This is a genomic window from Amycolatopsis sp. NPDC001319 (genome assembly GCF_042896185.1).
Classification (GTDB): domain Bacteria; phylum Actinomycetota; class Actinomycetes; order Mycobacteriales; family Pseudonocardiaceae; genus Amycolatopsis.
On record NZ_JBIAWY010000005.1, the window covers coordinates 667,914 to 693,056 of the forward strand.

Consider the following 25,143-nt stretch of genomic DNA (forward strand, 5'->3'; position numbering starts at 1 on the left):
TGATGGGCGCCATGGCCGCACCGACCTTCGACTTCGACGCCGAGCTCCAGCGCTACCAACCGCTGCTGCGCGAGGCCGCCGCCGTGGGACCCGGCGACACCGTGCTCGACCTCGGCTGCGGCAGCGGGGCGACCACCCGCGAAGCCGCCCGCCTCGCCGTGCGGGGCTCCGCGCTCGGTGTGGACGTCTCCGCGCCCCGCGTGGAGGCCGCGCGCCGGCTCGCGGTGGCCGAAAACGTCACCAACGTGCGGTTCGAGCTGGCCGACGCGCAGACGCATCCGTTCCCCGACGCGCACTTCAGTCTTGCCTTCAGCCGGCTCGGCACCATGTTCTTCGCGAACCCGGTCACCGCGTTCGCCAACGTCGCCCGCGCGCTGAGGCCGGGCGGGCGGCTGGTGCAGCTCGTGTGGCAGGCGCGCGACCGGCAGGAGTGGGTGTCGGAGATCAGCCGGGCGGTCGGCAACCCGCCGGTGCCGCACACCAGCCCGTTCACCCTCGGCGACCCCACTGTGGTCCGCGAAGTGCTGACCACAGCGGGGTTCTCCGACGTGCAGCTCACCGGCTTGTCCGAACCCCTTTACTACGGCCCGGATCCCGCGACCGCCGCCGACGTCGTGCGGCCGTTGCAACTGGTCAGCACCGCGCTCGACCCGCTCGACGAAAGCGAGACTTCGCGAGCGCTCGACCGGCTTCGCGAAGTCATGGCCGAACACCACACCGCCGACGGCGTGTGGCTCGGCTCCCGCGCGTGGCTCATCACCGCGCGCCGAGGCGCCTAGAAGCCCGCCAACCCGTCCGGAGTGCCGACACCCGTCGGGGCGTCGTAACCGGCGGCGGCGACGCACAGGTAGTCGCCACCGCACTTGTGCCCGCCGGAGAGCCGGTCGTTGGAGCCCTCGGTGACGTCGAAGAAGTGCGCCGCCGCGGCGTAGACCGTGGCCGCGGACGTGGTGCCCGCGTGGCCGGCCCGGGCGATCAGGCCGGCGACGAACGGCGCCGACGCGCTCGTGCCGTCCGCGGTGAACCAACCGCCGGCCGGCCCGAAGTAGAGCGACAACTGCTCGGCGACGGCGGAAACGTCCGCGACCGTGCGGTTGCGGCAGTGCGTGTCCTTCTGCCACGCGGGTTTCGCGACGTAGGCGGAGCAGCCGCTGCCGCCCGAGACCCACGCCGTTTCCGAGAAGCCACGCGGCGACGAGTCGTGCGCGAGCACCGTGCCGCCGACAGCCACCACGTTCGGCAGCACCGCCGGATAGCTCGCGGCGGTGTACCCCGCGTCACCCGAGGAGACGACGGTGGTGACGCCCGGGTGCTGGTAGCTGGCCGCGTAGGCGAGCGAAACACCGCTCTCGCGTCCGCCGTAGCTGTTGCTCACGATCTTCGCGCCGAGCCGCACGGCCGTGTCCTCCGTGGCGGCCAGGTCCGGGAACTGCGGGCTGTCGCCCTCCACCACCAGGATCCGGCACGACGGACACGCCGCCGACACCATCGATACGTCCAGTGTGGACTCCAGGTTCCAGCCGAACTCCGTCCCGGGCAACGGCGCGGCCTCACCACGTTGGTTCACCTTGCGGAAGCAGCCGGTGTCCGAAGTGCACGGTGGCAGCCCGTACTGCGCGCGGTAGGTGTTGAGGTCCTGCTCCAGCGTCGGCGAGTCGTAGGCGATGGAGATCGCCACGAGGTCGCCCGGACCGGCCTCGGCGGGAAGCCGGTACGCGGCCGCGAGGTCCGTGGCGCCCCAGCCGTCCGGAACGTCGGCCGCCGCGGCGGAGGTGGGTGGGACGTAGCTGCTCAGACACCGTGCCAAGGTCGGGCCGACGGCGCCGCAGGCCGTGCGGGGTCCGGTGACGGCGTCCGCCGAAGCGGTGGTGGCTGTGGTGGAGGCGAGCGCCGCCCCCAGGATCGCCGTGACGGCGAGGATTCTGCTGAACCGATCGAGCACGGTGGACACTCCCCTCAGAAGTTCACGTGGTAGGCGGCGGTGAGCGTCTCGGCGACGGTGCTGCCACCCGCGTCGGCAGCCGACACTCGGAGCGCGACGTCCGTCCCGTCAGCACCCTCCGGCGCCACCGAGTAGGCCGCGTGGAAGGTTCCTCCCGGGCCGGGCGTGACGGTGGCGTCCTGCCAGGTCGTGCCGCCGTCGGTGGAGAACTGCACGATCGCCGTCGAGACGGCACTGCTCGCCGCGCCTTGCATGCGGGCGAAGGTGATGTCGAGCGCCTGCGCGCCGTGCGGGGTGGAGCCGTCGACGCCGAGGCCGCCGACCGCGTACGTCGGCATGAGCAGCGGTTCCAAGCCACACGCGGTGTCGGGCGCCTCGCCCTTGCTGACGCGGCAGATGAACGGCGCCGGCAGCACCGGGCCGTCGACGTGCTGCGAACGCCACGACCATTCCGTGTGTGTCGCGGTCGAAAGCGCGAAGAACGGTCCGCTGTGCGTCGCGTCCACGGTCAACCCGAGCGTGCTCGGTGTGGCGCCCACGGTCTGCGTGAACTGCACTTGCTCGCCCGGTGCGCCTTCCGCGACGACCGCGCCGTCCTGGGTGAACCGGTAGTGGCCGGAGAAGGTGTCGCCGGGCTCCCCGTAGAGGCCGGTGCCCGTGTGGCCGGGTTCGTTGTCGGTGAAGGGCACGAGGTCGAACGACACGTCGTCGCCGTCGCGCACGGCGCCGGGGACGAGCATCGAGCTCTGCGGAACGGGCGTGCCTGCCACGGTCGCCCCGGCCGGGTGCAACGGGAATTCGTTGTAGCCCTCGGTTTTGCGCTGCCCGCCGGTGTAGACCTCGGTGGTCGCGCGCTGGGCGCCGTACCAAGCCTCCAACCCGCCTTCGGTGCGGAAGTACTTGGCCGTGCCGCCGAACCACATCAGGTCGGGTGCCGCCTGCACGTACTCGATCTGGTGCCGGGGCAGCGCGATCGGCACGGACGGGCGGCTGCTCACGGTCTCGAACGTGAACATCCCGCTGCGCTGGTGGCGTCCGAGCGAGGAAACCTCGGAGTAGTAGCTCGCGTCCACTGTGGCCACGTCGGCGTCGGTCACCGGGTAGCGCTGCTTCGGAATGGTGCCACTGCTGGCCTTCTGCAGCCAGTACTCGTACGGCGTGCCGGTGCCGGGCGCCGAGACGAGGTGCGCGTACGGGTAGGTCTGCAGCTCACCGATCCGCACGGCCTTCGCGACCGGCGAGATCCACATCGGCACACCGGGGCCGGCGTCGTAGTCGAAGGTGACCGCCGGCCCGGTTTTCGCGGCGCGGCGGACGAAGAACCCGTTGTCGTCCAGGAGCGCCGGACGCGGGGTGACCCAGGTGACCTTGCTGGTCGCCTTCGCGGCATCCATCCGCACGGTCGCGTCGGCCTTCACCGTGAACTCGGGGTTCACGACCTCCCGCACCCCGCTGACGCTGCCGTCGGCCGCGGTGGTGAAGAAAACGCTGACGGCGCTGTAGTTCCCGGCGGGCACGCTGTACTTCGCCGTGCCGTCGTAGAAGAAGTTCACGGCCTCGTTCTCGTCGAGCAGGGTCGAGTCGTCGAGGTCGGTGAGCAGCGAGATGCCGGTGTCGGACGGGGTGCCGTCGGCTTCGTTCCCGGCGAGGGTGAGCGTGTTCAGCACGCTGCGGGGCTGCGCCTTCGCCGGCGCCCCGTACGTCACACCGTTCGCGAACAGGCCGCGGCCGCCGAAGGCGCCACGGGCGCGATCCTCCGTGTACTGCTTCGCCAGCTGCGCACCGAAGTTCCGCGCGGCCGCGCGGTCGAACGTGCGCGTCGGCGTGGTCACGTGGTCGGTCGTGGCTTTGTCGACGTCGAACAGGCCGAGGTCCAGGCCCTTCCCCAGATAGGGCACCGCGGTCGCGGGGATCTCGTAGTTCCGTCCGCCGAGGCCGAGGTGCACCAACGACCTCGCGGGGCCCTTGGCGGCGGTCGGGACCACGTCGTCGCTTTCCCGGCCGCCGCCGAGGTCGTGGACCGTGACGACGTCGCCCGTGATGAGCAACGCCGTTCTGTCGTGTGGTTGTCCTGCTTGCGGTTGTGTCACTTGCGGCGCTGCTGCTGCGACCCCTGCCCCTGTCGCGACGAGCGCCACGACCCCCAGCAAGGTCAAAGGTTTACGCACACACACCTCCAGTAGGGAACGGATCACCCGCTACCTACGTGAAGGGCCCGGCGGAGGTTCCACCGCCGGTTCGAATTGCTCCGTTCGGCCCAGCGATCAGGTCACCGAGTAGTCCGACGCGCGGAAGCGCCGGGTCCGCCGCCAGAACTCCACGGTGCCCGCCGGCCACAGCACGGTGTTGCGGCCGGACTTCGGGTCCTGGTACCAGCTGCGGCACCCGCCCGTCTGCCAGACGGTGGCGGCCATCCGCGAGTCGAGCCAGTCGTTGAACGCGTCCTGCACCTCGGCGCGCACCTCGAACGCCTTGGCGCGGCGCAGGCGGCGCAGCGCGGCGACCACATAGGACGCTTGCGCCTCGATCATGAACACCTGGGAGTTGTGACCCAGCCCCGTGTTCGGGCCGACCATGAGGAACAGGTTGGGGAACCCGGCGACGGTCGTGCCGAGGTAGGCCTCGTTGCCCTTGCTCCACGCGTCGGCGAGCGTGCGGCCGCCGCGGCCTTCGACCTCGAACCGGATGGTCTGCTGCGTGTCGAAGCCGGTGCCGTAGATGATCACGTCGGCGGGCACCTCAACGCCGTCGGCGCCGACCACCGCGTCCGGCGTCACGGACGCGACCCCGCCCGAGCGCACGTCGACGTGCGGCTTCGTCAGCGCCGGGTACCACGTGCTGGAGATGAGCAGGCGTTTGCAGCCGACGGTGTAGTCAGGCGTGAGCCGCGCGCGCAGATCCTCGTCAGGGACCTGCTTGCGCAGCAACCGCTTTGCGAGGCCGGCGGTCTGCTCCATCGCGGCCGGATCGGCGACGAAGCCGACCGCGCGGCGTTCGTGGATCCAGTACAGCCGATCGCGCACGTACCAGCGGAACGGCGGGAACCAGCGCGCCCAGAACCGGTGCCGGGCGTCGAACGCGCGGTCGGCCTTCGGCACGATCCACGGCGGCGTCCGCTGGAACACCGTCAGCGCGGCGACCTGGTCGACGATCGCCGGCACGAACTGGATCGCGCTCGCCCCCGTGCCGATCACGGCCACGCGTTTGCCGGTCAGGTCCACGTCATGGCGCCACTGCGCGGAGTGGAACACCTCGCCGCGGAACGACTCCACGCCGGGCAGTTCCGGGTACGCCGGGTGGTGCAGCGGACCGACGGCCGACACGACGAACCGCGCGCGGTAGGTCTCCCCCGTCGCCGTGGTCACGTCCCAGCGCCCGGCATTCTCGTCCCACGCAGCGCGCGTGACGCGTTGCCCGAAGCGCAGCCGGTCGAGCAGCCCGCGCCGGCGCGCGACGTCGTGCAGGTACTCCAGGATCTCCGGCTGACCGGCGAACAGCCGGCTCCAGTCAGGCTTCTGCGCGAAGGAATACGAGTACAGCGGCGAAGGGATGTCGCAGCCGCAGCCGGGATAGGTGTTGTCGCGCCAGGTGCCACCGAGGTCGTCGGCCGCTTCGAGGACACGGAACGACCGGAATCCGGCCTTGTCCAGCCGCGCCGCGATGCCCAGGCCGCTGAAGCCCGCGCCGATCACGACGACGTCGACGTGCTCAGCCGGCATTCGAGAGCTCCCGTTTGAGGACCTTGCCCGAGGGGTTGCGCGGCAGCTCCGTCACGAACCGCCACTCCACGGGCACCTTGAAGTCGGCGAGCAGCTTCACTGCGTGCTCGCGCAGGCTTTCCTCGCTCGGCGTCCGGCCGGGCCGCGGCACGATCACCGCGCGCACGCGCTCGTCGAAGATCGGATCGGGCACGCCCACCACGGCGACCTCGGCCACGTCGGGGTGCTGCGCGAGCGCGCTCTCCACCTCGAGGCTGTAGATGTTCTCACCGCCGCGGATGATCATGTCCTTGAGCCGGTCGAGCACGCGGACGAACCCGTCGCCGTCGATCGAACCGACGTCACCCGTGTGCAGCCAACCGTCCACAAAGGTCGATGCGGTGGCCTCCGGGTTGCCCCAGTAGCCCGCGGCCACCACGGGTCCGCGCACGCACAGCTCGCCGACGGTGTCGCGCAGGTCGCGCGGCGGCTCGCCGGGCAGGGCGATCGCGACCTCGACGCCGTCGACGACCGGGCCGACGCTCCACGGGTGGCTCAGGTACTCCGCGCCGGCGGTGAAGGTGACGATCGACGTGCCTTCGGTGAGGCCCCAGACGTTGCCCAGCACCAGATCCGGCAGCTGCTCCTTCACCTGCGCGGGGAACGGCTCCGGCACCGGCGAGCCGCCCATCACGAACAACCGCAGCGACGACAGGTCCGCGCCCGCGTCTTCCGCCTTCAGCAGGATCAGCCGCAGCATCGCCGCGACGCCGGCGAAGAACGTGATGCGCTCGGCCGCCATGAGCGCCACCGTGGTCTCCGCCTTGAACGCGGGCGTGAACACGCAGCACGCGCCGTTGGCGAGGAAGCCGATGAACTGCGACACGATCGCGGTGGCGTGGAACATCGGCGCGGCCACGAGCGTGCGTTCGCCGGGGCCGGCGCCGAGGCGTTCGCGGACGGTGCCGGCGTTGAACATCAGGTTGGCGTGCGTCTGCATCGCGCCTTTCGGGCGGCCGGTGGTGCCGGAGGTGTAGAGCAGATGCGCGACGTCACCCGGCTCGACTCGCTGACCCGGCAGTGAGCCGGGGTCGGCGGTTTCCCCGGCGTCGGCCGTGAGCGCGGCGGCGTCGACGGCACCGGCCAGGTCGCGGTCGGTGATCACGAGCTTCGCGCCGGAATCGGCGAGGACGTGGTCGATCTCGGGCCGGGCGAACCGCGTGTTCACGAGCACGCCGATGGCGCCGGCGAGCTGCACACCGAAGTAGCTCACGGCGTACTGCCAGCCGTTGGGCAGCAAGATCGCGACGCGGTGCCCCGGCTCCACGCCGAGCTCGCGCAGCCGCGTGGCCACCACGGCGGAGCGGCGCACCATGTCGGCGTGGGAGATGCGGGTCTCGCCGTCGACGAGGGCTTCGCCAGGGCCGTGTCTTTCGGCGACGTCGAGCAGCATGGCGGGCAGGGTTCTCGGGGACACGCGGATCTCCTGGGTGCTCAGCGGTACAGGGTGCTCAGCAGTGAACGGGTGCTCGGCGGTGAACGGGTGCTCAGCGGTAGAAGCCGCCGCGGGTGAGCCCGGAGCCGCCGTCGAGGCGCAGCGCCTGGCCCGTGGTGTACCCCGCGGCCGGGGACAGCAGGTAGAGGACCGAGCCGACGACCTCGCCGAGCGTCGCGACGCGGCCCATCGGCACGCCGGCGAGTAGCCGCTCGCGGGCCGAATCGGGCATCGCGAGCACCTTCGGCGTCGCGAAGAGTCCGGGCTCGACCGCGTTCACGCGCACACCGTCGCCGCCCCACTCCGCGGCGAGCGAGCGCGTCAGGCCGAGCACGCCGGCCTTCGCCGCCGCGTACGCCGCCTGGCCGGGCAGGCCGTCCTCCGCCGCGACGGAGGAGAGGAACACGATCGAACCGCCGGATTCCTTCAACGCCGGGTAAGCCGCACGGGCGAGCACGAACTGCGCGACGAGGTTGGCGTCCACATCGGACCGGAACGCGTCGAGCGGGAATGTGCTCGCGCGGTGGACGGTGTCGACGATCCCGGCGGCGCCGATCACGGCGTCGAGCCCGCCGAGCCGTTCGACGGCTTCGGTGACGGCTCGCGCGGCGGCCGCTTCGTCGGTGAGGTCGGCGACGAGGTGTTCAGGTCCGGCTGGGTCTGCGGCAACGCGGTCGATCCCGACCACCCGGGCGTCGACCTGCGTCAACGCGGCGACGAGCGCCCGGCCAAGCCCACCGCCGGCGCCTGTGACCACCACCCGGCTGCCCGGGCGCGGCAGCGGCGACCAGTCGTGTTCGGTCATGAGATCCTTGTCCCGTGTCGATCGATTGATCGACACCCAGATCTACCAGGCTAGGTTCGCCTCGTCAACGTGCCGATCGTACGATCAGCCCACGTTCACACCCCGCCTCGTCGCCGGAAGGAGGGCCGTGGCCAGGAAGAAGTCGCTTGACGAGGGGCCCGATCTCCGGGTCCTGATCCTCGAACGCGCGAGTGAGCTGTTTCACGAGCGCGGCTACAGCGCCACGTCGATCCGCGACCTGGCCGACGCGGTGGGCATCTCGTCCTCGACGATGTACCACCACTTCACGAACAAGCAGGAAGTGCTGCACGCGATCGTCTCGCGGTTCATGACCGACTTCGTCGACGCGACTGTGCCCGTGCTGCGCGACGAGTCCCTTTCGCCCGGCGAACGCGTTCGGCGGGTCGTGCGCCTGCACCTCGAGCTGAGCGACGACCGGCGCCCGGAGCTGCTGGTCGGCAACCCCATCCGGTACGCGCTCGACCCCGCCCAGCAGGCCGAGGGGATCAAGCTGCAAACCGCGTACCACGACGCGTTCCGCGATGTCCTCGCCGAAGGCGTCGCGGCCGGCGAGTTCCGGATCGCCGACGTCACCGTGACCACGATGGCCGTGCTCGACATGCTCAACGGCGTGCGCGAGTGGTTCGTCCCGTCCGGCCGCCTGACGCGCGACGCGATCGTGGCGCAGTACACCGCGCTGGTGGAGCGGCTGATCGGACAGTGAAAAAGCCCCGGCCGAAGTTCGGCCGGGGCTGTTCGAGTCGTGGAGTTACTTCGTGGTCGCTTCGGCGGCGCTCAGGATGATGTCGGTGACCTTGTCGGGCCGCGAAACCAGCACGGCGTGCGAAGCACCCGGCACGACGACGGTGTGGGCGTGGGCGCGCTCGGCCATCCACTTCTGCGCGGCCGGCGGGATGTTCTTGTCACCGGTCGGGATCAGGTCCCACACCGGGATGTTCTTCCACGAGGGCGCACCCGACGGCTCGCTCAGCGCGGACGCGGCGACCGGGCGCTGACCGGCGGCCATCTGGCGGGCCTGCGACAGCGGGACGTCGGCCGCGAACTGCTTCGGGAAGAGGTCCTGCTTCACGTAGAGGTCGGTCTCACCGCCGGGGAGGGTGACCTGCTGCAGGGTGTCGCCGAGCGTGCTGCCCGGGAACTTGTTGGTCAGGTCGAGCGCGGACTCGCCCTGGTCCGGGATGAAGCCCGCGATGTAGACGAGCGCCTGCACCTTGGGGTCGTTCAGCGCGGCGCTGGTGATCACCGAGCCGCCGTAGGAGTGGCCGACCAGCACGACCGGTCCGTCGACGCTGTCGACCAGGGCCTTGATGTAGGCACCGTCGGACGCGACCCCGCGCAGCGGGTTGGCGGCGGCGATCACCTTGTAGCCGCGCTGCTCGAGCCGTGTGACCTCGCCGTTCCAGCTCGACGTGTCCGCGAACGCCCCGTGCACCAGCACGATGGTCGGCTTCGCCTTCGCCGGCGCGTGGTGGTCGGCCTGCTGCGGCGCCGCCGAAGACGGCACCGCGACGAACACGGCGGCCGCAGCCAACGCGGCGGTCGCGGCGGCGATCCGGGCCAGGCGAGTACGTGTGCGCATCTCTTGCTCCTCGTGAAGTTCGGGCTTCGCTTGAAATGAACAGTACAACTAAATTGTGTGCAATCAAGTTGTGCATAGTGCGTGAAAGATCATCGTAAGATCTGGAATACCGAAGCCCCAGGCCGACGACGGGCTCCGCCCACAGATCTGGACGGGCGAGACGAGCCCGACACGTGGTCTGATCGTGGGAGCATCGGGACACTTCGACTAAAGTTGCCGCTCCGTCGAGGTCACAGGCTCGTCCAACCACGGGGTGCGTCATGACCACCACGTCCACGTCCGCAGCAGCCGGACGCGTCGAAGCCGCCAGACCACGCCGCCGTGCTCTGGTCCTCACCGGACTCGGCCTGCTCGTGCTGTTCCTCGCCGGCGCCTGGTCGGCGTGGTTCTTCACCATCGACGACGCGTTCATCAGCTTCCGCTACGCCGCCAACCTCGCCGCCGGCCACGGGCCGGTGTGGAACGTGACCGGCCCGCGCGTCGAGGGCTTCACCGACTTCTCCTGGGTGCTGTGGTCGGGGCTCGGCTCGTGGCTGGGGCTCGCGCTGCCGCTGTTCGCGAAGGTGACGTCGCTGGTCTTCGGCGTGCTCACACTGCTGATGCTGGTGACGACCGGCCACCGCCGGGGCGGCCTCGCCGGCGCTCTGGTGGCAGGCGGCGCGTACGTGGTCTTCCTGCCGACCTACTTCCACATCACGAGCGGCCTTGAGACCGCCGTGTTCGCAGCTGTACTCCTGCGCGCGGTGGTGCTGGGACTGCGGGTCCTCGACGGCGAGCGGGTGCACCCGTGGGAACCGCCGTTGCTGTTGCTGGTGCTCGGGACACTGCGGCCGGACGGTGTGCTCGCCGTCCTGCCGACCGTGGCCGTCTGGCTGTGGACGACGCGGCGCAGCCGGGCGACGTGGTGGTGGACGGCGGGCGCGGCCGTGGCCGGCGCCGGGTATTTCGTGTGGCGCTGGCAGTACTACGGGCAGCTGCTGCCCAACACGTTCTACGTCAAGTTCGGCGACCTCTCGTCCGGCCGGCTGTGGACGGAGCACACGTTCTGGCTCCTGCTGCCCCTGCTCGTGCTGACGCTGTCACTGCTGCTACGCCGCGACACCCGCGCAGCCGGCGGACTGCTGGTGGCCACCGTGGTGCTGACCTACGTGACCTACGCCGTGTCCGGGCCGACGATGGACTACCTCGACCGCTTCGCCGACCACGGCGTGCCCGTGCTCTGCCTCGGCGCAGGCCTCGGCGCGGCCGCGCTCGGCGGGCGGTGGCTGACGGCGCTGACCGGGGTCGTCGCGGTCGGCTGGTCGGCCGTGGCCGGCGCGACCGCGCCCGACCTGGGCATGATCGCGAACTACGGGCCTGACCTGCAGCGCGCACACGTCGCGATCGGCAAGGGCCTCGGTGCGGCCGACGTGCCGGCCGAGGCGCGCACGCTGGCCGTGGCCGACGCCGGCGCCATCCCCTACTACAGCGGCTGGCAGGCCATCGACTACCTCGGCCTCAACGACGCGCAGATCTCCCGCGGCGCCGATCCGACCGAGGTCATCCTGAAGGCGCACCCGACCGTCTTGATCATCACGTCGGGCTCACCGCAGATCGCCGAGTCCCGCTACGGGGTGCGCAACCGCGAGGTCACTGCCGGATACCAGGAAGTCGCCGTCGTGCGGATGCGGGCCGACTACTTCCAGACCGTGTGGGTGCTGCCCGAGTGGGCGGGCACGGTGCGCGACCACGTGAACGCGGCGGTCGCCGAGGCCGCGCCGGCGAACGACCCCGGGCGGTACGAGCTCACCGTCGACCGGTGGCTTGACCGGCTCCGGAGCCAGTTGCCCGGCTAGGTCCACAAAGGACTCAGCCGAGCCGGGCCTCGAACCCCGAGGCCGCCGACACCGACGGCACCAGCGCGTGGCGCACGGCCAGCGCGGCGGCCTCCAGGCGCGAGTGCACGCCGAGCTTCACCAACACGCCCTGCACGTGGCTGCGCACCGTCGCCGTGGACACGCCGAGGCGGCGGGCCATGGTCTCGGTCGTGTCGCCGTCGATGAGCATCGCGAGGCACTGGCGTTCGCGGCTGGTGAGGAAGCGTTCGCGCAGGTCGATCTCGCGGGAGCGGTCCGCGGCGGGCGCCGAGGTGCGCACGGGGACGTCGACGAGGGTTTCGCCGGCGATCACGCGGTCGATGGCGTTGATGAGGTGCTCCACGCCGCACGTCTTGTGCACGTAGCCGGCCGCACCGGAGCGCAGGGCGTCGGCGACCGCGCCGTTGCCGGGGCTGGCCGTGAGCATGATGACCCTGGTGCCCGGGCTCGCCGCGAGCGTCGCCGCGACGCCGTCTTCCACGGGGCCGGCGCCGAAATTGCGGTCGAGCAGGCAGACGTCCGGGCGCGTCTCGCGCACGGTCGCCACCACTTCCGCGAGCGTGCGGGCGGTGCCCACCACCCGCAATCCGTGCCGCTCCAGCAACCCGGCCAGCGCTTCGAGAAAAACCTTGTGGTCGTCACCCAGGACGATGCTCGTCATTCGTGCTCCCCTTCACTCAGGCGGCTGGGGAAGACGATCCGCACGCAAGTGCCCTCCGGTTCACCCGGTCCGACCAGGGCCTGCGCACCCGTCGCCTCGGCGAGGTGCGCGACCGTGACCAGGCCGAGCGACGCCGTTCCCGGCGGAATGCGCCCGAACCCGGGCCCGTCGTCCGTGATCGACACGGTGACCGGCGAGTTCGCCGTGAGCTCCACGCGTACGTGACCGTCGGGCCCCGCGGCACGCACCGCGTTGCCCAGCACGTTGGCGAGGATCCGCCACAGCACCGTGCCGTCCGCGTGGACGGCAGCGGCCGCTCCGTCCACGAGCACCACCGAAGGTTCGCTGACCCGATCGGCCAGCTTCACCAGCTGCGCCAGCATCGGCCGCAGCGGCACGATCTCCTCGTGCGTCTCGGCTGCCAGCGCGTGGGAGACCAGCGTGCGCAACCGCGAAACCTGCTCACCGATCAGCTCCACGCCGGCCACGTCCTTCAGCTCCGACTCGACCAGGAAGGCCAACGTCGTGATCTCGTGGCCGAGATCGTGCAACACTCCCCACAGAGCCTGAACGGTGCGATCCTCGCTGCGGCGCCCGGTGGCCGCCCGGCGTTCCGGCACGGTTTCCATGGCTTTTTCCCTCGCCTTTACCTTTCCCCGACCGAAGGGAGTCGTCCGCGATCTTGGGGACGTTACTCACGCATAACCCGGGCGTCGGCGAATAGGCGGGAATCAGCTGTCGTGCGTGACACCGCTCGTGGTGACGATGATCTTCCAGGGACCCGGCGGCACAGCCGAGTCGTCGACGAACTGCCAGTCGATCCGATCGTTGTCCCCGTTGAGCTCCGCGAATCCGAGGCATCCGTTCAACGCAGGTGAGACGTCCATCCCGGCGCCGTTGAAACGATCATTCGCCGGCCTGGCGTCGGCCGTACCGAACACGTACTCGGCGTCGTCGTACTGGCCCGGACCAGCGTCCTGGATCTGGCCGTAGCAGATCTTGCCGTCGCGGCGGATGCGTACCCAGCGATTTTTCAAGAGGCTGAAGCTGCGGTCGGAAACCTGCGCGGAATAGCGTTCGTCAGATGCCCACGGAACCACGGCCGCGCGTTGGCGATTTGCCACCTCGTCTCCCACATCGTCATAAGGAACATCGAGGTAGAACGGGTTTTCCCGCGGCGTCATGCGCGTGGGAAAGAATCCGTTCGCCGCCGTTCGTGGTTCGGTGTCGCAGTTCCCGGCGGTGACCACGCCGTCGCAGCCGCCGTAGTGGTCGAGCCACCGGTCGTCGTACGCGGACTCGACCTGGCTGCCGTCCGCGGCGTTCGGGTCGAAGATCTCGCCGACCCAGAACGTCGTCGCCACGATGTTGGTGTGCCAGGGGTAGGACGAGGGTGCCGACGGCGGGACGACGGGCGCGGCCGAGGGCGGGTCCGCCGGCGCGCCCGCCCCAGGGGAGTGGACGGGCGCGCCGGTGCAGGACGCGGTGGTCAGTACGGCCGCCAGACCCCACACCGCGTATCTGACCCGGGTCGCTGCCCGGCGGCGAGCGCCGGGCAGCGACGGGGAACGGGCGTCAGTCACCGGGCTCCACGGGAGCGATGACCTGCCCAGGACGCGTTGCCGGGATGAGCGGCTTCGCGTTGCGGCCGAACGAGCCGGCCTTGGAGGAGTTGCGGCTCGTCACGCTGAACCGCTGCGGACCCGTGGTGGACGCCTTGATGGCAGCCGCCGCGGCAGCACCGGCACCCGCGGCGAACGAGTAGTCGTCCGTCGTCACCGAGCCGTTGGCGATGAGCCCGAGGCCGAAGCTCAGTCCGGTCGCGCCCGCGGGTGCTGCCGGAGTCGTGAACGTGGCCTGGGTCCAGTTCGGCGCCGCCGCGAGCCACGGGCCGGACGTCCAGTACGCCCAGAAGCCCTGCGTGTTGCGGTAGTACAGCGAGAACTGCGTGATCGCTGTCGACTTGTACCAGACGCCGATCGTGTAGGTCTTGCCCGCGGCGATCGTCGGGGTACAGGCCCCGAGGTCGAACGTCGGCAGGAGCTTCGCGTCACCGTCGGTGTAACTGGCGACGTCGAGCTTCTGCGCGTACGTGCCCGTGTGCTTGTCCGTGGTTCTCGTCCACGTCGGCGTGTTGCCGCCGTAGCCGCCCGGCATGTAGCAGTCGGGGAACCCGGTGCCGCTGGTCGAGGTTTCGAGCGACGTGTTCACCAGGCCGGTGTTCGCCGACGCCGGCGCTGTCACGACCGCCTTCGTCGCGCCGCCGATGGCCTGCTGCATCGTCTTCACCGTCGTGCCCGCGCTCTTGCGCCCGTTCAGCCACGAGAGGAACTGGTCGAGCCGCGAAGTGGAGATTGACAGCTCGTCGCACCCGGTGCCGTCACAGACGTGGTGGAAGGTGAAGGTGAGCAGACCGCCGTTGCGCTCGGCCGCGGTCACCGCGCTCTGCATCTGGGCCAGGGTCCAGGTGTTGTCGTCCTCGTCGAGCGCCTTGATCTCGTACGCGTCGGCGGGCTTGGTCGTCTCGGCCGCCGGACAGCCGGCGCACCCGTGTGCCGAAGCCAGGTCACCGAGACCGCGGGCGCTGTTGAAGCCGCACGCCTTCACGTTGTTCTTGACGGAGGTGTTCAACGCGGCGTACGGGTACGCGAAGCTCGTGACGGCGAAGCCCATCGCGGCCAGTGAAGCCCGGCCGTTGCAGATCTGGCGCTTCGCCTCGTCAGCGGGCACCGTGGTGAGGTCGGGGTGCGTCACCGTGTGACCACCGATCTCGTGGCCGGCGTTCTTGATCGTCTGCAGGTTCGCCTGCGTCAGGTAGTTGGGCGCGCCGACCGAACCGCTGATGATGTAGAACGTGCCCTTCATGTTGTACTTCTGCAGGATCGGCAGCGCGCTCATCTGATCCGCGTTGCCGTCGTCGAAGGTGAGGACGACGCCGAGCGGCCGCGCCAACGACGCACCCGCTGTGGAACCGCCCACCACCAACGCGGGCAGCACGCACAGCAGCGCGGCCGCGCAGACCGCGAGCCGCGCGCGTGCCCGCCGGAAATCGAATCCCTTGCGGGCCTTGCGGTGTTTCCGCGTTCTTCTTTCCATGGGTGGCCACCAAAATGATCGGGGATACCTCCGCTGACCGTATTGTCAACCCCCGGCACCCGGATCCCCATAAGGGACGAGGCGGCCTACCGCAGATGCCGGATCTCCGTCATCTGTATGAGCCGTCTTTCGCACAGCTGACTGAGGACAACCGGTTTCGGTGCCTGTTTGCTTTGCGGCGTGGACATCACCCGCCTGTTCCTGATCGAGGACCACCGCATGGTGGCCGACGTGCTGACGTCGAGCCTCGCCGCGGTGCCCTGGATCAGGGTGGTCGGCACGCGCGCCACCTCCGATCCGACGCTGCGCTCCGCGCTCACCGCACAGCAGCCGGACGTGGTGACCGTGGAGCTGGAGTCACTCACCGACGTACGTGAGCGGATCCGAACCTGGCACGACGCGGCGCCGAGGGCCCGCTTCGTCGCCCTCACCGCGAGCCGGGACCGAGATCTCGCGGTGTGCGCTGCCCACGCGGGGATCGACACCTGGATCCCCAAGGAAAGCTCGCTCGACGACCTGCTGGACCGCGTCCGCGGCGCTCGCGCCGGGCACGCGTGGTACCCGCCGGAGCTGCTGGCCGTGCTGTTCGACCGGCTGCGCCGCGACGGCGCCACTCCGCACCGGCCGGCTTCGAGCCCTCTCGACGTGCTGAGCGAGCGTGAACGCGAAGTGCTGGTGGCGATGGTCGACGGCGACCGCAGCGACCAGATCGCGGCTCGGCTCCAGCTTTCCCGCAACACCGTGCGCACCCACACCCGCAACCTGTTCCGCAAACTGAAAGTCCACAGCGGACTGGAAGTCGTCAAGATCGCCCGAGCTGCCGGCATCGAGCCCCACGGCGAGGCGCCGTTATGGAAAGGGGAAACCCCTTGACACTCATGGCCGAATCACCCCTCAGCGAGACCGAAGGCCTCATCTCCGTCGCCATCGTCGGCATGGGCTACGTGGGTCTGCCGACCGCGCTGGGCCTGCACGCCGACGGCGCGCGGGTGCTGGGTCTCGACACGAGCGCCGAGCGGCGCGAGTCGATCCTGGCCGGTGAGCCCGACCTGGTCGAGGCCGACCTCGCGCGCCTCGACCTGGCCCGGCGCGACAACCGACTCGACCTCACCGGCGACCCCGCGCGGCTCGCCGAGGCCGACGCGGTGATCATCTGCGTCCCGACGCCGCTGGACCGTTACCTGACACCGGATCTGGGCCCGCTGCGGTCGGCGTGCCGGTCGGTGGTCGAGCACGCGCGCCCGGGCCAGACGCTCATCCTCACCTCCACCAGCTACGTCGGGACCACCCGCGAGATGCTCGCGGAACCGTTGCGGAACCGGGGTCTCGTGATCGGCGAGGACGTGTTCGTGGCGTTCAGCCCCGAGCGCATCGACCCCGGTGTCGCCGAGCACACGCAGCAGAGCACGCCGCGCGTCGTCGGGGGCTGCACGCCGGCGTGCACCGACCACGCCCGGCGCGTGCTGGAAAAGCTCACTCCGCTCCTGCACGAAGTCTCCTCGGCCGAAGCGGCGGAGCTGACGAAGCTCTACGAGAACTCGTTCCGCGCGGTGAACATCGCACTGGCCAACGAGTTCGCCGGCATCTGCTCGACGCTGGAGCTCGACCCGATCGAGGTGACGCGCGCGGCCGCCACGAAACCGTACGGGTTCATGAGCTTCTACCCCGGCCCCGGCGTCGGCGGGCACTGCATCCCCTGCGACCCGCACTACCTGCTGTGGCAGCTGCGCGAGGCCCACGGGTCCGCGCCGTTGATCAGCCAGGCCATGACGTCGATCGCGCACCGGCCCGGCCAGGTCGCCGACCGCGTCACGGCCACGTTGTCGGCCGCCGGACGCGGCGTCGCGGGCGCTCGGATCGTGGTGGTGGGCGTGACGTACAAGCCGGGTGTGCGCGACCTGCGCGAGTCGTCGGCGCTGGAGATCATCGAGCGGCTCGCGGCCGGCGGGGCGAAGGTCGAGTACCACGATCCGCTCGTGCCGGAGCTGAAGCTGGGCGGGCGCTCGTTCCAGAGCAACCCCGACCCGCACGGCACGGACTTCGACCTCGTGCTGATCCACACCGTCCACCCCGGACAGTCCTACGACTGGATCGAACACTGCCCCTTGGTACTCGACGCCACGTACACGTTCGACGCGGCCACCCACCGCGAACTGGTCTGAATCTCTTGTCTACCGAAAGGGCGTATCCCATGCGGTGCTTGGTGACCGGCGGGGCCGGTTTCATCGGTTCCCACCTGACCGAGCGGCTGCTCGGCGAGAACCGCGAGGTGGTGGTGCTGGACGACTTCAGCACCGGCACCGAGCAGAACCTCGCGGCCGTCGCCGGCGACCCGAGGCTGCGGATCGTCCGGGGGTCCGTGTGTGATCCGGCCGCCGTCGAGTCGTGCATGGAGGGGGTCGCGCAGATCTACCACCTGGCCGCGGCCGTCGGCGTGTTCACGATCATGCAGAAGACCCTCGACAGCCTGCGCACCAACCTGCTGGGCACCGAGGTCGTGCTGGACGCGGCGCTGCGCCACGACGCGCGCATCCTCGTCACGTCGACCAGTGAGGTGTACGGCAAGAACACCTCGATCGGGCTCAAGGAGGACGACGACCGCGTGGTGGGGTCGCCGTTGAAGAACCGGTGGTCCTACGCCGAGGCGAAGGCGCTCGACGAGACGTTCACCTCCCTGTACGGCAGCGAGCTCGGCGTGCGGACGGTGCTGGTGCGGCTGTTCAACACCGTCGGCCCCCGGCAGCGCGGCCGCTACGGCATGGTGGTGCCGCGGTTCGTGGACCAGGCGCTGACCGGGCAGCCGTTGACGGTGTTCGGCACGGGCCGGCAGACGCGGTGCTTCTGCCACGTGCTCGACGTGGTGCCCGCGCTCGTGGCGCTGCTCGACGACGAGTCGGCGCACGGCACCGTCTACAACCTCGGCAGCCCCGAGCAGGTGAGCATCGAGGAGCTGGCGGAGCTGGTGATCGCGGCGACCGGGTCCGACAGCTCGATCGTGCGGGTTCCGTACCAGGAGGCGTACGGCGAGGGGTACGAGGACATGCAGCGGCGGGTGCCGAACTGCGCGCGGGCGGCGCAGCAGGTCGGGTTCCGCGCCGTGCACAGCCTGCGGGAGACCATCGACGCCGTCATCGAGGACCGGCGGACGCAGCTGCGGACCGCCGTCGCCGGTTGATGAGGCACCGACCCGGCCGGTCGCGGCACCGCGTCCGGATCGCCGTGCTTCTCGTCTGTGAGCTGCTGGTGCTGACGTTGCTGCGGGACGGAGGAGCGCGCGCGGCCGTGCAGCCGCTCACGATCGCGTCGGTCCCCTACTGGAACCTGGCCGGGGGGACCTCGACGGTGCAGGCGCACGAGTCGCAGGTCTCCGAGGCGTCGCCGTGGCTCTACGGCCTCGACGCCCAGGGCCGGCTCGTCGAGCAGTCGCGGCGCACGGAGGATCTCGCGCGGCTGCGGGCCACGGGCGTGGAGATCACGCCGACGATCGCGAACGTCACCGAGGGGCGCTGGCACCCGCAGATCGTGCAGGCGATCATCCACGATCCCGCGGCGACCGCGCGGCACATCTCGGACATCGTGGGGCTGGTCGTGCAGGGTGATTTCTCGGGCGTGGACATCGACTACGAGGAGCTGCGCGCGACCGACCGCGCCGCGTTCACAGCGTTCGTCGCGCGGCTGGCAGATGCGTTGCACGCCAACGGGAAACGCCTGTCGGTGGACGTGTTCGCGAAGACGACCGACGCCGGCTACGACGAACGCAATCGGGCGCAGGACTACGCCGCGCTGGGCCGCGCGGCCGACCAGGTGCGGTTGATGGCGTACGACTACCACTGGCAGACGTCCGCGCCGGGCCCGATCGCGCCCGAGGGCTGGGTCCGTGACGTGCTGACGTATGCGGCGTCGCAGATCCCGCGCTCGAAGATCGTGCTGGGCGTGCCGATGTACGGCTACGACTGGGTGGGCCACAACGCCGTGCCGGTCACGTGGGTGCAGGCCTACGGGCGGTCGAGGGAGTTCGGCGTGCCCGTCGAGTGGGACGGGTTCAGCGAATCGCCTCACTTCTCCTACACCGACGCGACTGGGCAGCGCCACGAAGTGTGGTTCGAGAACGCGTACAGCGCGTCGATCAAGTTCACGCAGGCCCGGCAATTCGGGATCGGCGGGGTGTACCTCTGGCTCTTCGGCACGGAGGACGACCTCGTCTGGTCGAAACTCGACACCTACTGGACTCCGGCGGAGGCACGATGATCCCCCTGTGGCTGCTGGCAATTTTCGTCTTCGGGGTGAACTTCACCCTGTGGGGCACCGCCGGTCTGGCGCGCGCGCTCGAAGACCGCGTGCGGCCACCACAGCCGCCCCGGCCGTCGCCGATGCCGCGCTCGCGGCCCGCCCGCGTGCACCGCTCGCGCGTCGCCGTGCTCATGGCCGCGCACAACGAGGAGGTGGTGATCGGCGAGTCACTGGCCGCCATCACCCGCCTCGTGCCGGCGTCGAACGTCCACGTCGTGTCCGACGGCTCCACCGACCGCACTGTTGAGCTCGCCCTCGCGTGCGGCGTGAACGTCACCGAGACGCCCACCAACGTCGGCAAAGCCGGCGCCCTGGAGGAAGGCGTACGCCACTTCTCCCTCGCCACCCGCTACGACGCCGTCCTCCTCCTCGACGCCGACACCCGCCTCGACCCGGACTACTTCGACGCCGCCCTCCCGCAGTTCGACGACCCCGACGTGGTCGCCGTCGCCGGCTGCGCCGCCACCGACTGGTCCGCTTCTCGCCGCGGTTTTCTGGCGTTCCTGTTCACCGCCCACCGCGCCCGCATCTACGCGCTGCTGCAACGCCTCCTCAAGTTCGGCCAGACCTGGCACCGCACCAACGCGACCCTCATCGTCCCCGGCTTCGCCAGCCTGTACCGCGCGGAAGCGTTGCCGCACATCGACATCAACCCCCCGGGCCTGGTGATCGAGGACTTCAACATGACGTTCGAGGTCTACCGCAAACGCCTCGGCAAGGTCGGCTTCTCACTGAAGGCCATCGCCGTCACCCAGGACCCGGACGCCTTCCGCGACTACGTCCGCCAGACGCGCCGCTGGGCCCTCGGGTTCTGGCAAAGCGTCCGCCGCTTCCGCCCGCACGCCGACCTGTTCAGCTTCATGCTGGGGCTATACGTGCTGGAACTGGTGCTCGCCAGCCTCTTCATGGCCTTGCTGCCACTGGCGGTCGTCCTCCTGCTCCTGGCCCTCATCCCCGGCTTCCTGTCCGTCCCCATCGCCGGCGACGTCACCCTGGCGATCGGCCACTACGTCAACCTCCCGACCATCGCCTTCGGCATCCTCGTCCCTGACCTCCTCCTCACCCTCGCCGTCGTGCTCACCGAACGTCGCGCCCGCTACCTCCTCATGGCGCCCCTCTACCTCCCCCTCCGCTGCCTCGACGCCTGCGTCGCCCTCTGGACCCTCCCCCAAGCCTGGCGCGACGGCTCCGGCCGCTGGCAAAGCCCCACCCGCCGCAGCACGGACATCCCCGCCACTCCAGACCTGGCGACAATCGGCGCCAGCTCTGGTATTGGTTCCGGCGCTGGTGTCGGTTCCGGCGCTGGTGCGGGTTCAGGCTTGGCTGCTGTCAGTGCCGGCATGCCAGCGGGCACGAGTTTGGCCGCGGGGCCAGGCCAGGGCACGGGTACCGGCTCGGCCGCAAACCCCGGTCCGTCTGCGGGCACCAGCCATGGTTCGAGTGGCAGCACTCGCCTTCTCCCATCGCCGTTCCCCCGCGGCATCCCTACCCACAACGGCTCCAGTCCGACACTCCCCTCCCACACGAACGGCTCCAGCCCCACAATTCCCTCCCACACCAACGGCTCCAGCCGAACCCTCCCGTCACTACCTCCAACCACCCCCAGCCCATCCCCCACGTCCGACACCGAACCGGACTGGCCACCCGAGTGGCCCCCGGACTGGCCGCCCGACCCCTACACACGCGAAAAGGTCGGCTGACCCCTCCACCACCGGAGCGCCCCTCTGCCGGCCCACTCTCCGCGTACCGATCACGGATCTCCCACCTCACGCCGGCGCCGCCTGGCCACCCACCGAGCGGCGCCGGCACGGCAGCCGGACCTGCGCATCCGCTTGCGACCAAGCAGCGCCTCATGCGACGCGGCACCAGACCGACCCACCGCACCGCATGCGATCGCGGGTCTGCCCGCGGGCCGTCCAGCCACTTTTGCCCGGCGGCCAAGCGGTTCCGCCGCCGAAACACGCCCGTGCCCGCAGCGGGGCAACGCCGCTACTCCACCTCGGCGAACAGGTCGTTGGTCAAGTCCGCCCGACCGCGCAGCAACGCCACCGCCGAACGAGGCCTGCGGTCGCGGTGGGCCGGTGCCGCTACTCCCCTTTCGGCAAGCAGCTCGTCCAGCCAAGGCTGCCTGGCCACCACGCGATCCACCACCGAACCAATCCCGCTACCGGAGCGCGGTGTGGCGCCGCTACTCCACGTCCGCGAGCAGCTCCTCCAGCCGCGCGGTGTCCGTGGCGCCGGCGGGGCGGTTCGGGTCGGGCAGCAACGCCGTCAGGGCCCAGGCGCGGCCGCGGGCCCACGTCGCGTCGTCCACGGCGAGCTTGGTCCGGAAGACCGTGCGGGACGGGCCGTCGAGCAGGGTCCACGCCGCGATGAGGTCGGCGGCCGGGTCGCCGATGGCGAGGGTGCCGAAGTCGATGACCGCGGTGAGGCGGCCGTCGCGGGCGAGGAGGTTGGCGGGCGCGGGGTCGCCGTGCACCCACACCGTCGGACGGTCCCAGGCGGGCACCGCGAGCGCCGCGTCGAACAGTGCCGTCGCGGCCACCGTGTCGATACGGCCCTCCAGCGCGGCGAGCCACGGGCGCACCCGCGACTCCACCACGGCCGAGTCGCGCTCGTCGCCCATGCCGACCCCGCGGAAGCCGTTGCTCCACTCCGGCGGCGGACCGCCGGCGGTGTCGATCGCCTGCAACGCAAGGAAGAACTCCGCGAGGTCCGCAGCCGCCGTACCGAGGTCCGCGAGCTGCCCCGGGTCGGGACGCCGCCCGTCGAGCCACCGGTAGACCGACCACGGGAACGGATACTCCGCAGTCGCCTCCCCCTGCGCCAACGGCACCGGAACCGTCAACGGCAGGCGCGGCCCGAGTCGCGGCAGCCACCGCTGCTCACGCTCCACCTGTCCCTCCCACCGCGCGAACCGCGGCAGCCGCACGGACATCGTGTCGCCCAGCCGGTAGGTGGCGTTGTCCACTCCCGGCGACGGCACCGGCACGACCGGAAGCTCCGCCCACTGCGGAAATTGCCCGGCGACCAGCCGCCGCACCACTTCCACCGTGATCGTCACTTCATCGGACGACATGTCCCCTGCGGTCAACAGGCCTCCCCGGGTCGATGGCTCAGATCCAAACCACCGGCCCACCCGCTGTCCACCGAATTCCGATCACCCCCTCTCCACCAGGAATCACTCCGTCACGCGCTCTTCGCCAGGGCCAGCTTCTGCGCGGCATTGACCAACGGCACCAACCGCGTCCCGAAGTTCCGCACCGCCATCCCCGCCCGCGTGGCGGGAATAAGCATCGCGGCCGCGACAGGAACGTTGCGCTGCCTCGGATTCACCAACTTCCGGTGCGTCGCCTCATAACGCCGGAACGCCGCCACCGGATCGTCCGGACTCGCCGCCAGCTCGGTGGCCAGCGTGTGCGCGCCGGCCATCGCCAGCGTCGACCCGTCACCGAACAGCGAGACACACGACGCCGCATCACCCGCCAGCACCACTCGGCCCGAGGACCAGCTCGGCAACCGCACGCGCGAAACCGAATCGAGGTACAGGTCGCCGGCAGCGTGCACCTGGTCGAGCAGCTCCGGCACCCGCCACCCCGCTTCGGCGTACGCGGTCTCCAGCAACCGCTTGTGCTGCTCCGTGTCGCGGTAGTCGAAGCCCGGCACCGCCGCGTGGCGGAACATGAACGCCACGATCCCGCGCTCCCGCGACGGGTGCACCGCCACCGCACGGCCCGGCGAGTTGTACATGACGATCTCGCTCCGGTGGGGCACCGGCTCGTCGAGCGGCATGGTCGCGACGTACACCCCCATGTGCTCCACGAACTCCGACTCGGGGCCGAAGGCCAGCCGGCGCACGCCGGAGTGCAGCCCGTCCGTGCCCACCACGAGGTCGAACCGCCGCGGCGCGCCGTGTTCGAAGGTAACGTCCACCCCGCCCTCGTCCTGCTCGAGTCCGGTCACGGAGTCGTGGAACACGTATTCCGCGTCACCGATGCTTGCCTCGTACAGGATGCGCGCGAGGTCCGTGCGCGCCAGTTCGACGTCGGTGCCACCACCGTCGCCCATCGCCACGCGCCCGACAGTCTTCCCCCGATCGTTCACGAACCTCATGCCACGCACCGAGGTGGCCGCCTCCCGCAGCTGCTCGGTGAGCCCCATCTTCCGCGCGACCTCGGCGGCCGGCCCGCGGACGTCCACCGGGCTCCCGCTCGAACGCAGCCCCGCCGCGCGCTCCACCACGGTCGGCCGGTACCCCGCACGCGCCAGCCAGTAGGCAAGCGTGGGTCCGGCGACTCCCGCGCCGGAGATCAGCGCCGTCTTCGTGGTCATGATCCGTCATCCCCTCTCGCCGCGGTCCTCCTGACCGACGGTCAGGATCGACGGTACACGCCTGTCCACCGGTCAGGCAAGGAGGTAGATTCGACACCATGAACGAAGTCGTGCCGCCCGACACCCGCGCGCGCATCCTGCAGGTCGCGATGGACCTGTTCGCCTCGAACGGCTACCACGCGACCTCCGTGCGGGAGATCGCCGAACGGGTCGGCGTCACCAAAACCGCGGTCCTGTACCACTTCCCGGGCAAGGCCGAGATCATGGCCGCGATGGCCGAGCCGATGCTGGTCGACCTGGAAGCCACCGTCGGCGCGGCGGAGGCGCTGGACGCGAACCGGCAAGCGGCCCGCGAGGCGATCTTCGAAGGTCTGCTCGACGTCTGGCTACGGCACCGCGATCTGCTGCGGCTCAACCTGCGCGACCTGGGGCTGACCGCGTCCCAGTCGGTGTTCGACCGCTTCCGCGACAGCATGCTGCGCGCGAACAAGATCGTGGCCGGCCCGGACTCCGACCTCAACCTGGACATCCGCGCCTCGCAAGCCATCGCCATGCTGAGCGACCCGGTGGTCCTGTATGCCGACCGCCCGGCCGAGCAACTGCGCGCCGCCGTGCTCGACGGCGTCCACCGCCTGTTCGACGAACCCAGCCCCCACACCGGGCGCGGCAGGCCGACCGTGATGACCGGCAACCTGCTCGTGATGTGCCGCAAGCTGCACGACCAGGGGTTCTCGGCCGCCAAGATCGCCGATGAGCTGGGCGTTTCCCGGGCGACGGTGTACCGCCATCTCAAGGACTAGCTTTATTGAGACGCTTTATGATACTTTTGAGACATCAGCGACGCAGCGAAACTCAATGAACACGTCAACGAGTACAAGGCAGCACGGCACACGACGGCACCGGCACGACAGCTCCGAGACACGAGCACTGAAGTCATAGCGCGGAGAGAACCGCATCAGGAGGCGAATGAACGAAGCAGACCACCCACGCGGAGCGAGGCGTCAGCCCAGGACGGACCGGACCGTCTCCTCGTCGCGGGCGACGACTGTGGTGCCGTCGTCGGCCGTGATGATCGGGCGCTGGATGAGCGCCGGGTTCGTCGCCAGCGCCTCGATCCAGCGGGCACGGTCGGCGGGCGTGCGCGGCCACGACTTCAGGCCGAGCTCGGTCGCGACCTTCTCGCCGGTGCGCGTGATGTCCCACGGGTCGAGCCCGAGCCGGTCCAGCACGGCCTCGAGCTCGGCCGTGGTCGGCGGGTCCTCGAGGTACCGGCGCACGGTGTAGGTGGCGCCGGCCTCGTCGAGCAGCGACACGGCGGAGCGGCACTTCGAGCAACGCGGGTTGACCCAGATTTCCACGAGGGTCACC

At 70.4% G+C, this 25,143-nt stretch carries 22 protein-coding genes; 9 read left to right on the forward strand and 13 right to left on the reverse strand.

Translation table 11 applies throughout. The features are described 5' to 3' along the window. Positions 1–11: 11 nt before the first annotated feature. Positions 12–779 (forward strand): class I SAM-dependent methyltransferase, encoded by a 768-nt coding sequence (locus tag ACFY1H_RS22295; RefSeq protein WP_386949018.1) that lies wholly within the window; start codon positions 12–14, stop codon positions 777–779. Here the strand turns inward: ACFY1H_RS22295 and ACFY1H_RS22300 are convergent. From ACFY1H_RS22300 to ACFY1H_RS22320, 5 genes are all read right to left on the reverse strand, one after another. Continuing rightward, positions 776–1,942, reverse strand: coding sequence for a S8 family serine peptidase (locus ACFY1H_RS22300; RefSeq protein WP_386949021.1), 1,167 nt, complete (start codon positions 1,940–1,942; stop codon positions 776–778). The two genes, ACFY1H_RS22295 and ACFY1H_RS22300, sit on opposite strands and share 4 nt — an antisense overlap. Before the next feature lie 14 nt (positions 1,943–1,956). After that, on the reverse strand, positions 1,957–3,990 hold the full coding sequence (locus ACFY1H_RS22305; RefSeq protein ID WP_386949024.1) for a hypothetical protein: 2,034 nt from the start codon (positions 3,988–3,990) through the stop codon (positions 1,957–1,959). A gap of 216 nt (positions 3,991–4,206) precedes the next feature. After that, entirely contained in the window at positions 4,207–5,661 is a 1,455-nt protein-coding gene (locus ACFY1H_RS22310) for a flavin-containing monooxygenase (RefSeq protein WP_386949027.1), read from the reverse strand. Next, on the reverse strand, positions 5,651–7,117 hold the full coding sequence (locus tag ACFY1H_RS22315; protein ID WP_366578855.1) for an AMP-binding protein: 1,467 nt from the start codon (positions 7,115–7,117) through the stop codon (positions 5,651–5,653). Before ACFY1H_RS22315 ends, ACFY1H_RS22310 begins: the two co-directional genes overlap by 11 nt. Before the next feature lie 70 nt (positions 7,118–7,187). Next, positions 7,188–7,940, reverse strand: coding sequence for an SDR family oxidoreductase (locus tag ACFY1H_RS22320; RefSeq protein ID WP_366578853.1), 753 nt, complete (start codon positions 7,938–7,940; stop codon positions 7,188–7,190). A gap of 127 nt (positions 7,941–8,067) precedes the next feature. Here ACFY1H_RS22320 and ACFY1H_RS22325 point away from each other — a divergent pair, with 127 nt between their 5' ends. Next, positions 8,068–8,664, forward strand: coding sequence for a TetR/AcrR family transcriptional regulator (locus tag ACFY1H_RS22325; protein WP_366578852.1), 597 nt, complete (start codon positions 8,068–8,070; stop codon positions 8,662–8,664). Between the two features lie 45 nt (positions 8,665–8,709). On the opposite strand, the gene ACFY1H_RS22330 is transcribed toward ACFY1H_RS22325, so the two are convergent. Beyond that, positions 8,710–9,540 carry an alpha/beta hydrolase gene (locus ACFY1H_RS22330; RefSeq protein WP_366578850.1) on the reverse strand — a complete coding sequence of 277 codons (831 nt, stop codon included), beginning with the start codon at positions 9,538–9,540 and terminating at the stop codon, positions 8,710–8,712. A 260-nt stretch (positions 9,541–9,800) separates the two neighbouring features. Between ACFY1H_RS22330 and ACFY1H_RS22335 the strand changes: the two genes are divergently transcribed. Further along, the gene (locus tag ACFY1H_RS22335; RefSeq protein ID WP_366578848.1) at positions 9,801–11,375 is read left to right on the forward strand and encodes a hypothetical protein; all 1,575 of its coding nucleotides are present in this window, start codon (positions 9,801–9,803) and stop codon (positions 11,373–11,375) included. 13 nt (positions 11,376–11,388) lie between these two features. Here ACFY1H_RS22335 and ACFY1H_RS22340 read toward each other — a convergent pair whose 3' ends face one another. The 4 genes from ACFY1H_RS22340 to ACFY1H_RS22355 form a co-directional block, all read right to left on the reverse strand. Beyond that, positions 11,389–12,057 carry a response regulator transcription factor gene (locus ACFY1H_RS22340; protein WP_366578846.1) on the reverse strand — a complete coding sequence of 223 codons (669 nt, stop codon included), beginning with the start codon at positions 12,055–12,057 and terminating at the stop codon, positions 11,389–11,391. Continuing rightward, the gene (locus ACFY1H_RS22345; RefSeq protein ID WP_366578844.1) at positions 12,054–12,686 is read right to left on the reverse strand and encodes a HAMP domain-containing sensor histidine kinase; all 633 of its coding nucleotides are present in this window, start codon (positions 12,684–12,686) and stop codon (positions 12,054–12,056) included. The genes ACFY1H_RS22340 and ACFY1H_RS22345 overlap by 4 nt, the downstream gene beginning before the upstream one ends. A 102-nt stretch (positions 12,687–12,788) precedes the next feature. Further along, positions 12,789–13,421, reverse strand: a complete 633-nt coding sequence (locus ACFY1H_RS22350) for a hypothetical protein (RefSeq protein WP_366578842.1) — start codon at positions 13,419–13,421, stop codon at positions 12,789–12,791. A 211-nt stretch (positions 13,422–13,632) separates the two neighbouring features. Further along, on the reverse strand, positions 13,633–15,153 hold the full coding sequence (locus ACFY1H_RS22355) for a polysaccharide deacetylase family protein (RefSeq protein WP_386949033.1): 1,521 nt from the start codon (positions 15,151–15,153) through the stop codon (positions 13,633–13,635). Between the two features lie 180 nt (positions 15,154–15,333). Here ACFY1H_RS22355 and ACFY1H_RS22360 point away from each other — a divergent pair, with 180 nt between their 5' ends. The 5 genes from ACFY1H_RS22360 to ACFY1H_RS22380 are packed head-to-tail and all read left to right on the forward strand — an operon-like array spanning position 15,334 to position 21,143. After that, positions 15,334–16,026: a response regulator transcription factor gene (locus ACFY1H_RS22360; protein ID WP_366578838.1), complete on the forward strand. Its 693-nt coding sequence runs from the start codon at positions 15,334–15,336 to the stop codon at positions 16,024–16,026. Between the two features lie 5 nt (positions 16,027–16,031). After that, positions 16,032–17,315, forward strand: coding sequence for a nucleotide sugar dehydrogenase (locus ACFY1H_RS22365; protein ID WP_366578836.1), 1,284 nt, complete (start codon positions 16,032–16,034; stop codon positions 17,313–17,315). Positions 17,316–17,344: 29 nt separating this feature from the next. Next, complete coding sequence (locus tag ACFY1H_RS22370) at positions 17,345–18,328, forward strand: NAD-dependent epimerase/dehydratase family protein (protein ID WP_366578835.1); 984 nt, start codon at positions 17,345–17,347, stop codon at positions 18,326–18,328. A gap of 44 nt (positions 18,329–18,372) precedes the next feature. Beyond that, positions 18,373–19,401, forward strand: coding sequence for a glycosyl hydrolase family 18 protein (locus ACFY1H_RS22375; RefSeq protein ID WP_366578833.1), 1,029 nt, complete (start codon positions 18,373–18,375; stop codon positions 19,399–19,401). Then, positions 19,398–21,143, forward strand: coding sequence for a glycosyltransferase family 2 protein (locus ACFY1H_RS22380; RefSeq protein ID WP_366578831.1), 1,746 nt, complete (start codon positions 19,398–19,400; stop codon positions 21,141–21,143). The genes ACFY1H_RS22375 and ACFY1H_RS22380 overlap by 4 nt, the downstream gene beginning before the upstream one ends. Before the next feature lie 488 nt (positions 21,144–21,631). On the opposite strand, the gene ACFY1H_RS22385 is transcribed toward ACFY1H_RS22380, so the two are convergent. Together ACFY1H_RS22385 and ACFY1H_RS22390 are read right to left on the reverse strand one after the other, a co-directional pair. Continuing rightward, positions 21,632–22,537 carry an aminoglycoside phosphotransferase family protein gene (locus tag ACFY1H_RS22385; RefSeq protein ID WP_366578829.1) on the reverse strand — a complete coding sequence of 302 codons (906 nt, stop codon included), beginning with the start codon at positions 22,535–22,537 and terminating at the stop codon, positions 21,632–21,634. Positions 22,538–22,632: 95 nt separating this feature from the next. Further along, a complete protein-coding gene (locus tag ACFY1H_RS22390) occupies positions 22,633–23,775 on the reverse strand; it encodes an FAD-dependent monooxygenase (RefSeq protein WP_366578827.1) in 1,143 nt (380 codons plus the stop codon). Between the two features lie 98 nt (positions 23,776–23,873). Between ACFY1H_RS22390 and ACFY1H_RS22395 the strand changes: the two genes are divergently transcribed. Beyond that, positions 23,874–24,575 carry a TetR family transcriptional regulator gene (locus ACFY1H_RS22395; RefSeq protein WP_366578826.1) on the forward strand — a complete coding sequence of 234 codons (702 nt, stop codon included), beginning with the start codon at positions 23,874–23,876 and terminating at the stop codon, positions 24,573–24,575. 201 nt (positions 24,576–24,776) lie between these two features. Here the strand turns inward: ACFY1H_RS22395 and ACFY1H_RS22400 are convergent, their stop codons facing one another. After that, a complete protein-coding gene (locus tag ACFY1H_RS22400) occupies positions 24,777–25,133 on the reverse strand; it encodes an arsenate reductase family protein (protein WP_366579348.1) in 357 nt (118 codons plus the stop codon). Positions 25,134–25,143 lie beyond the last annotated feature (10 nt).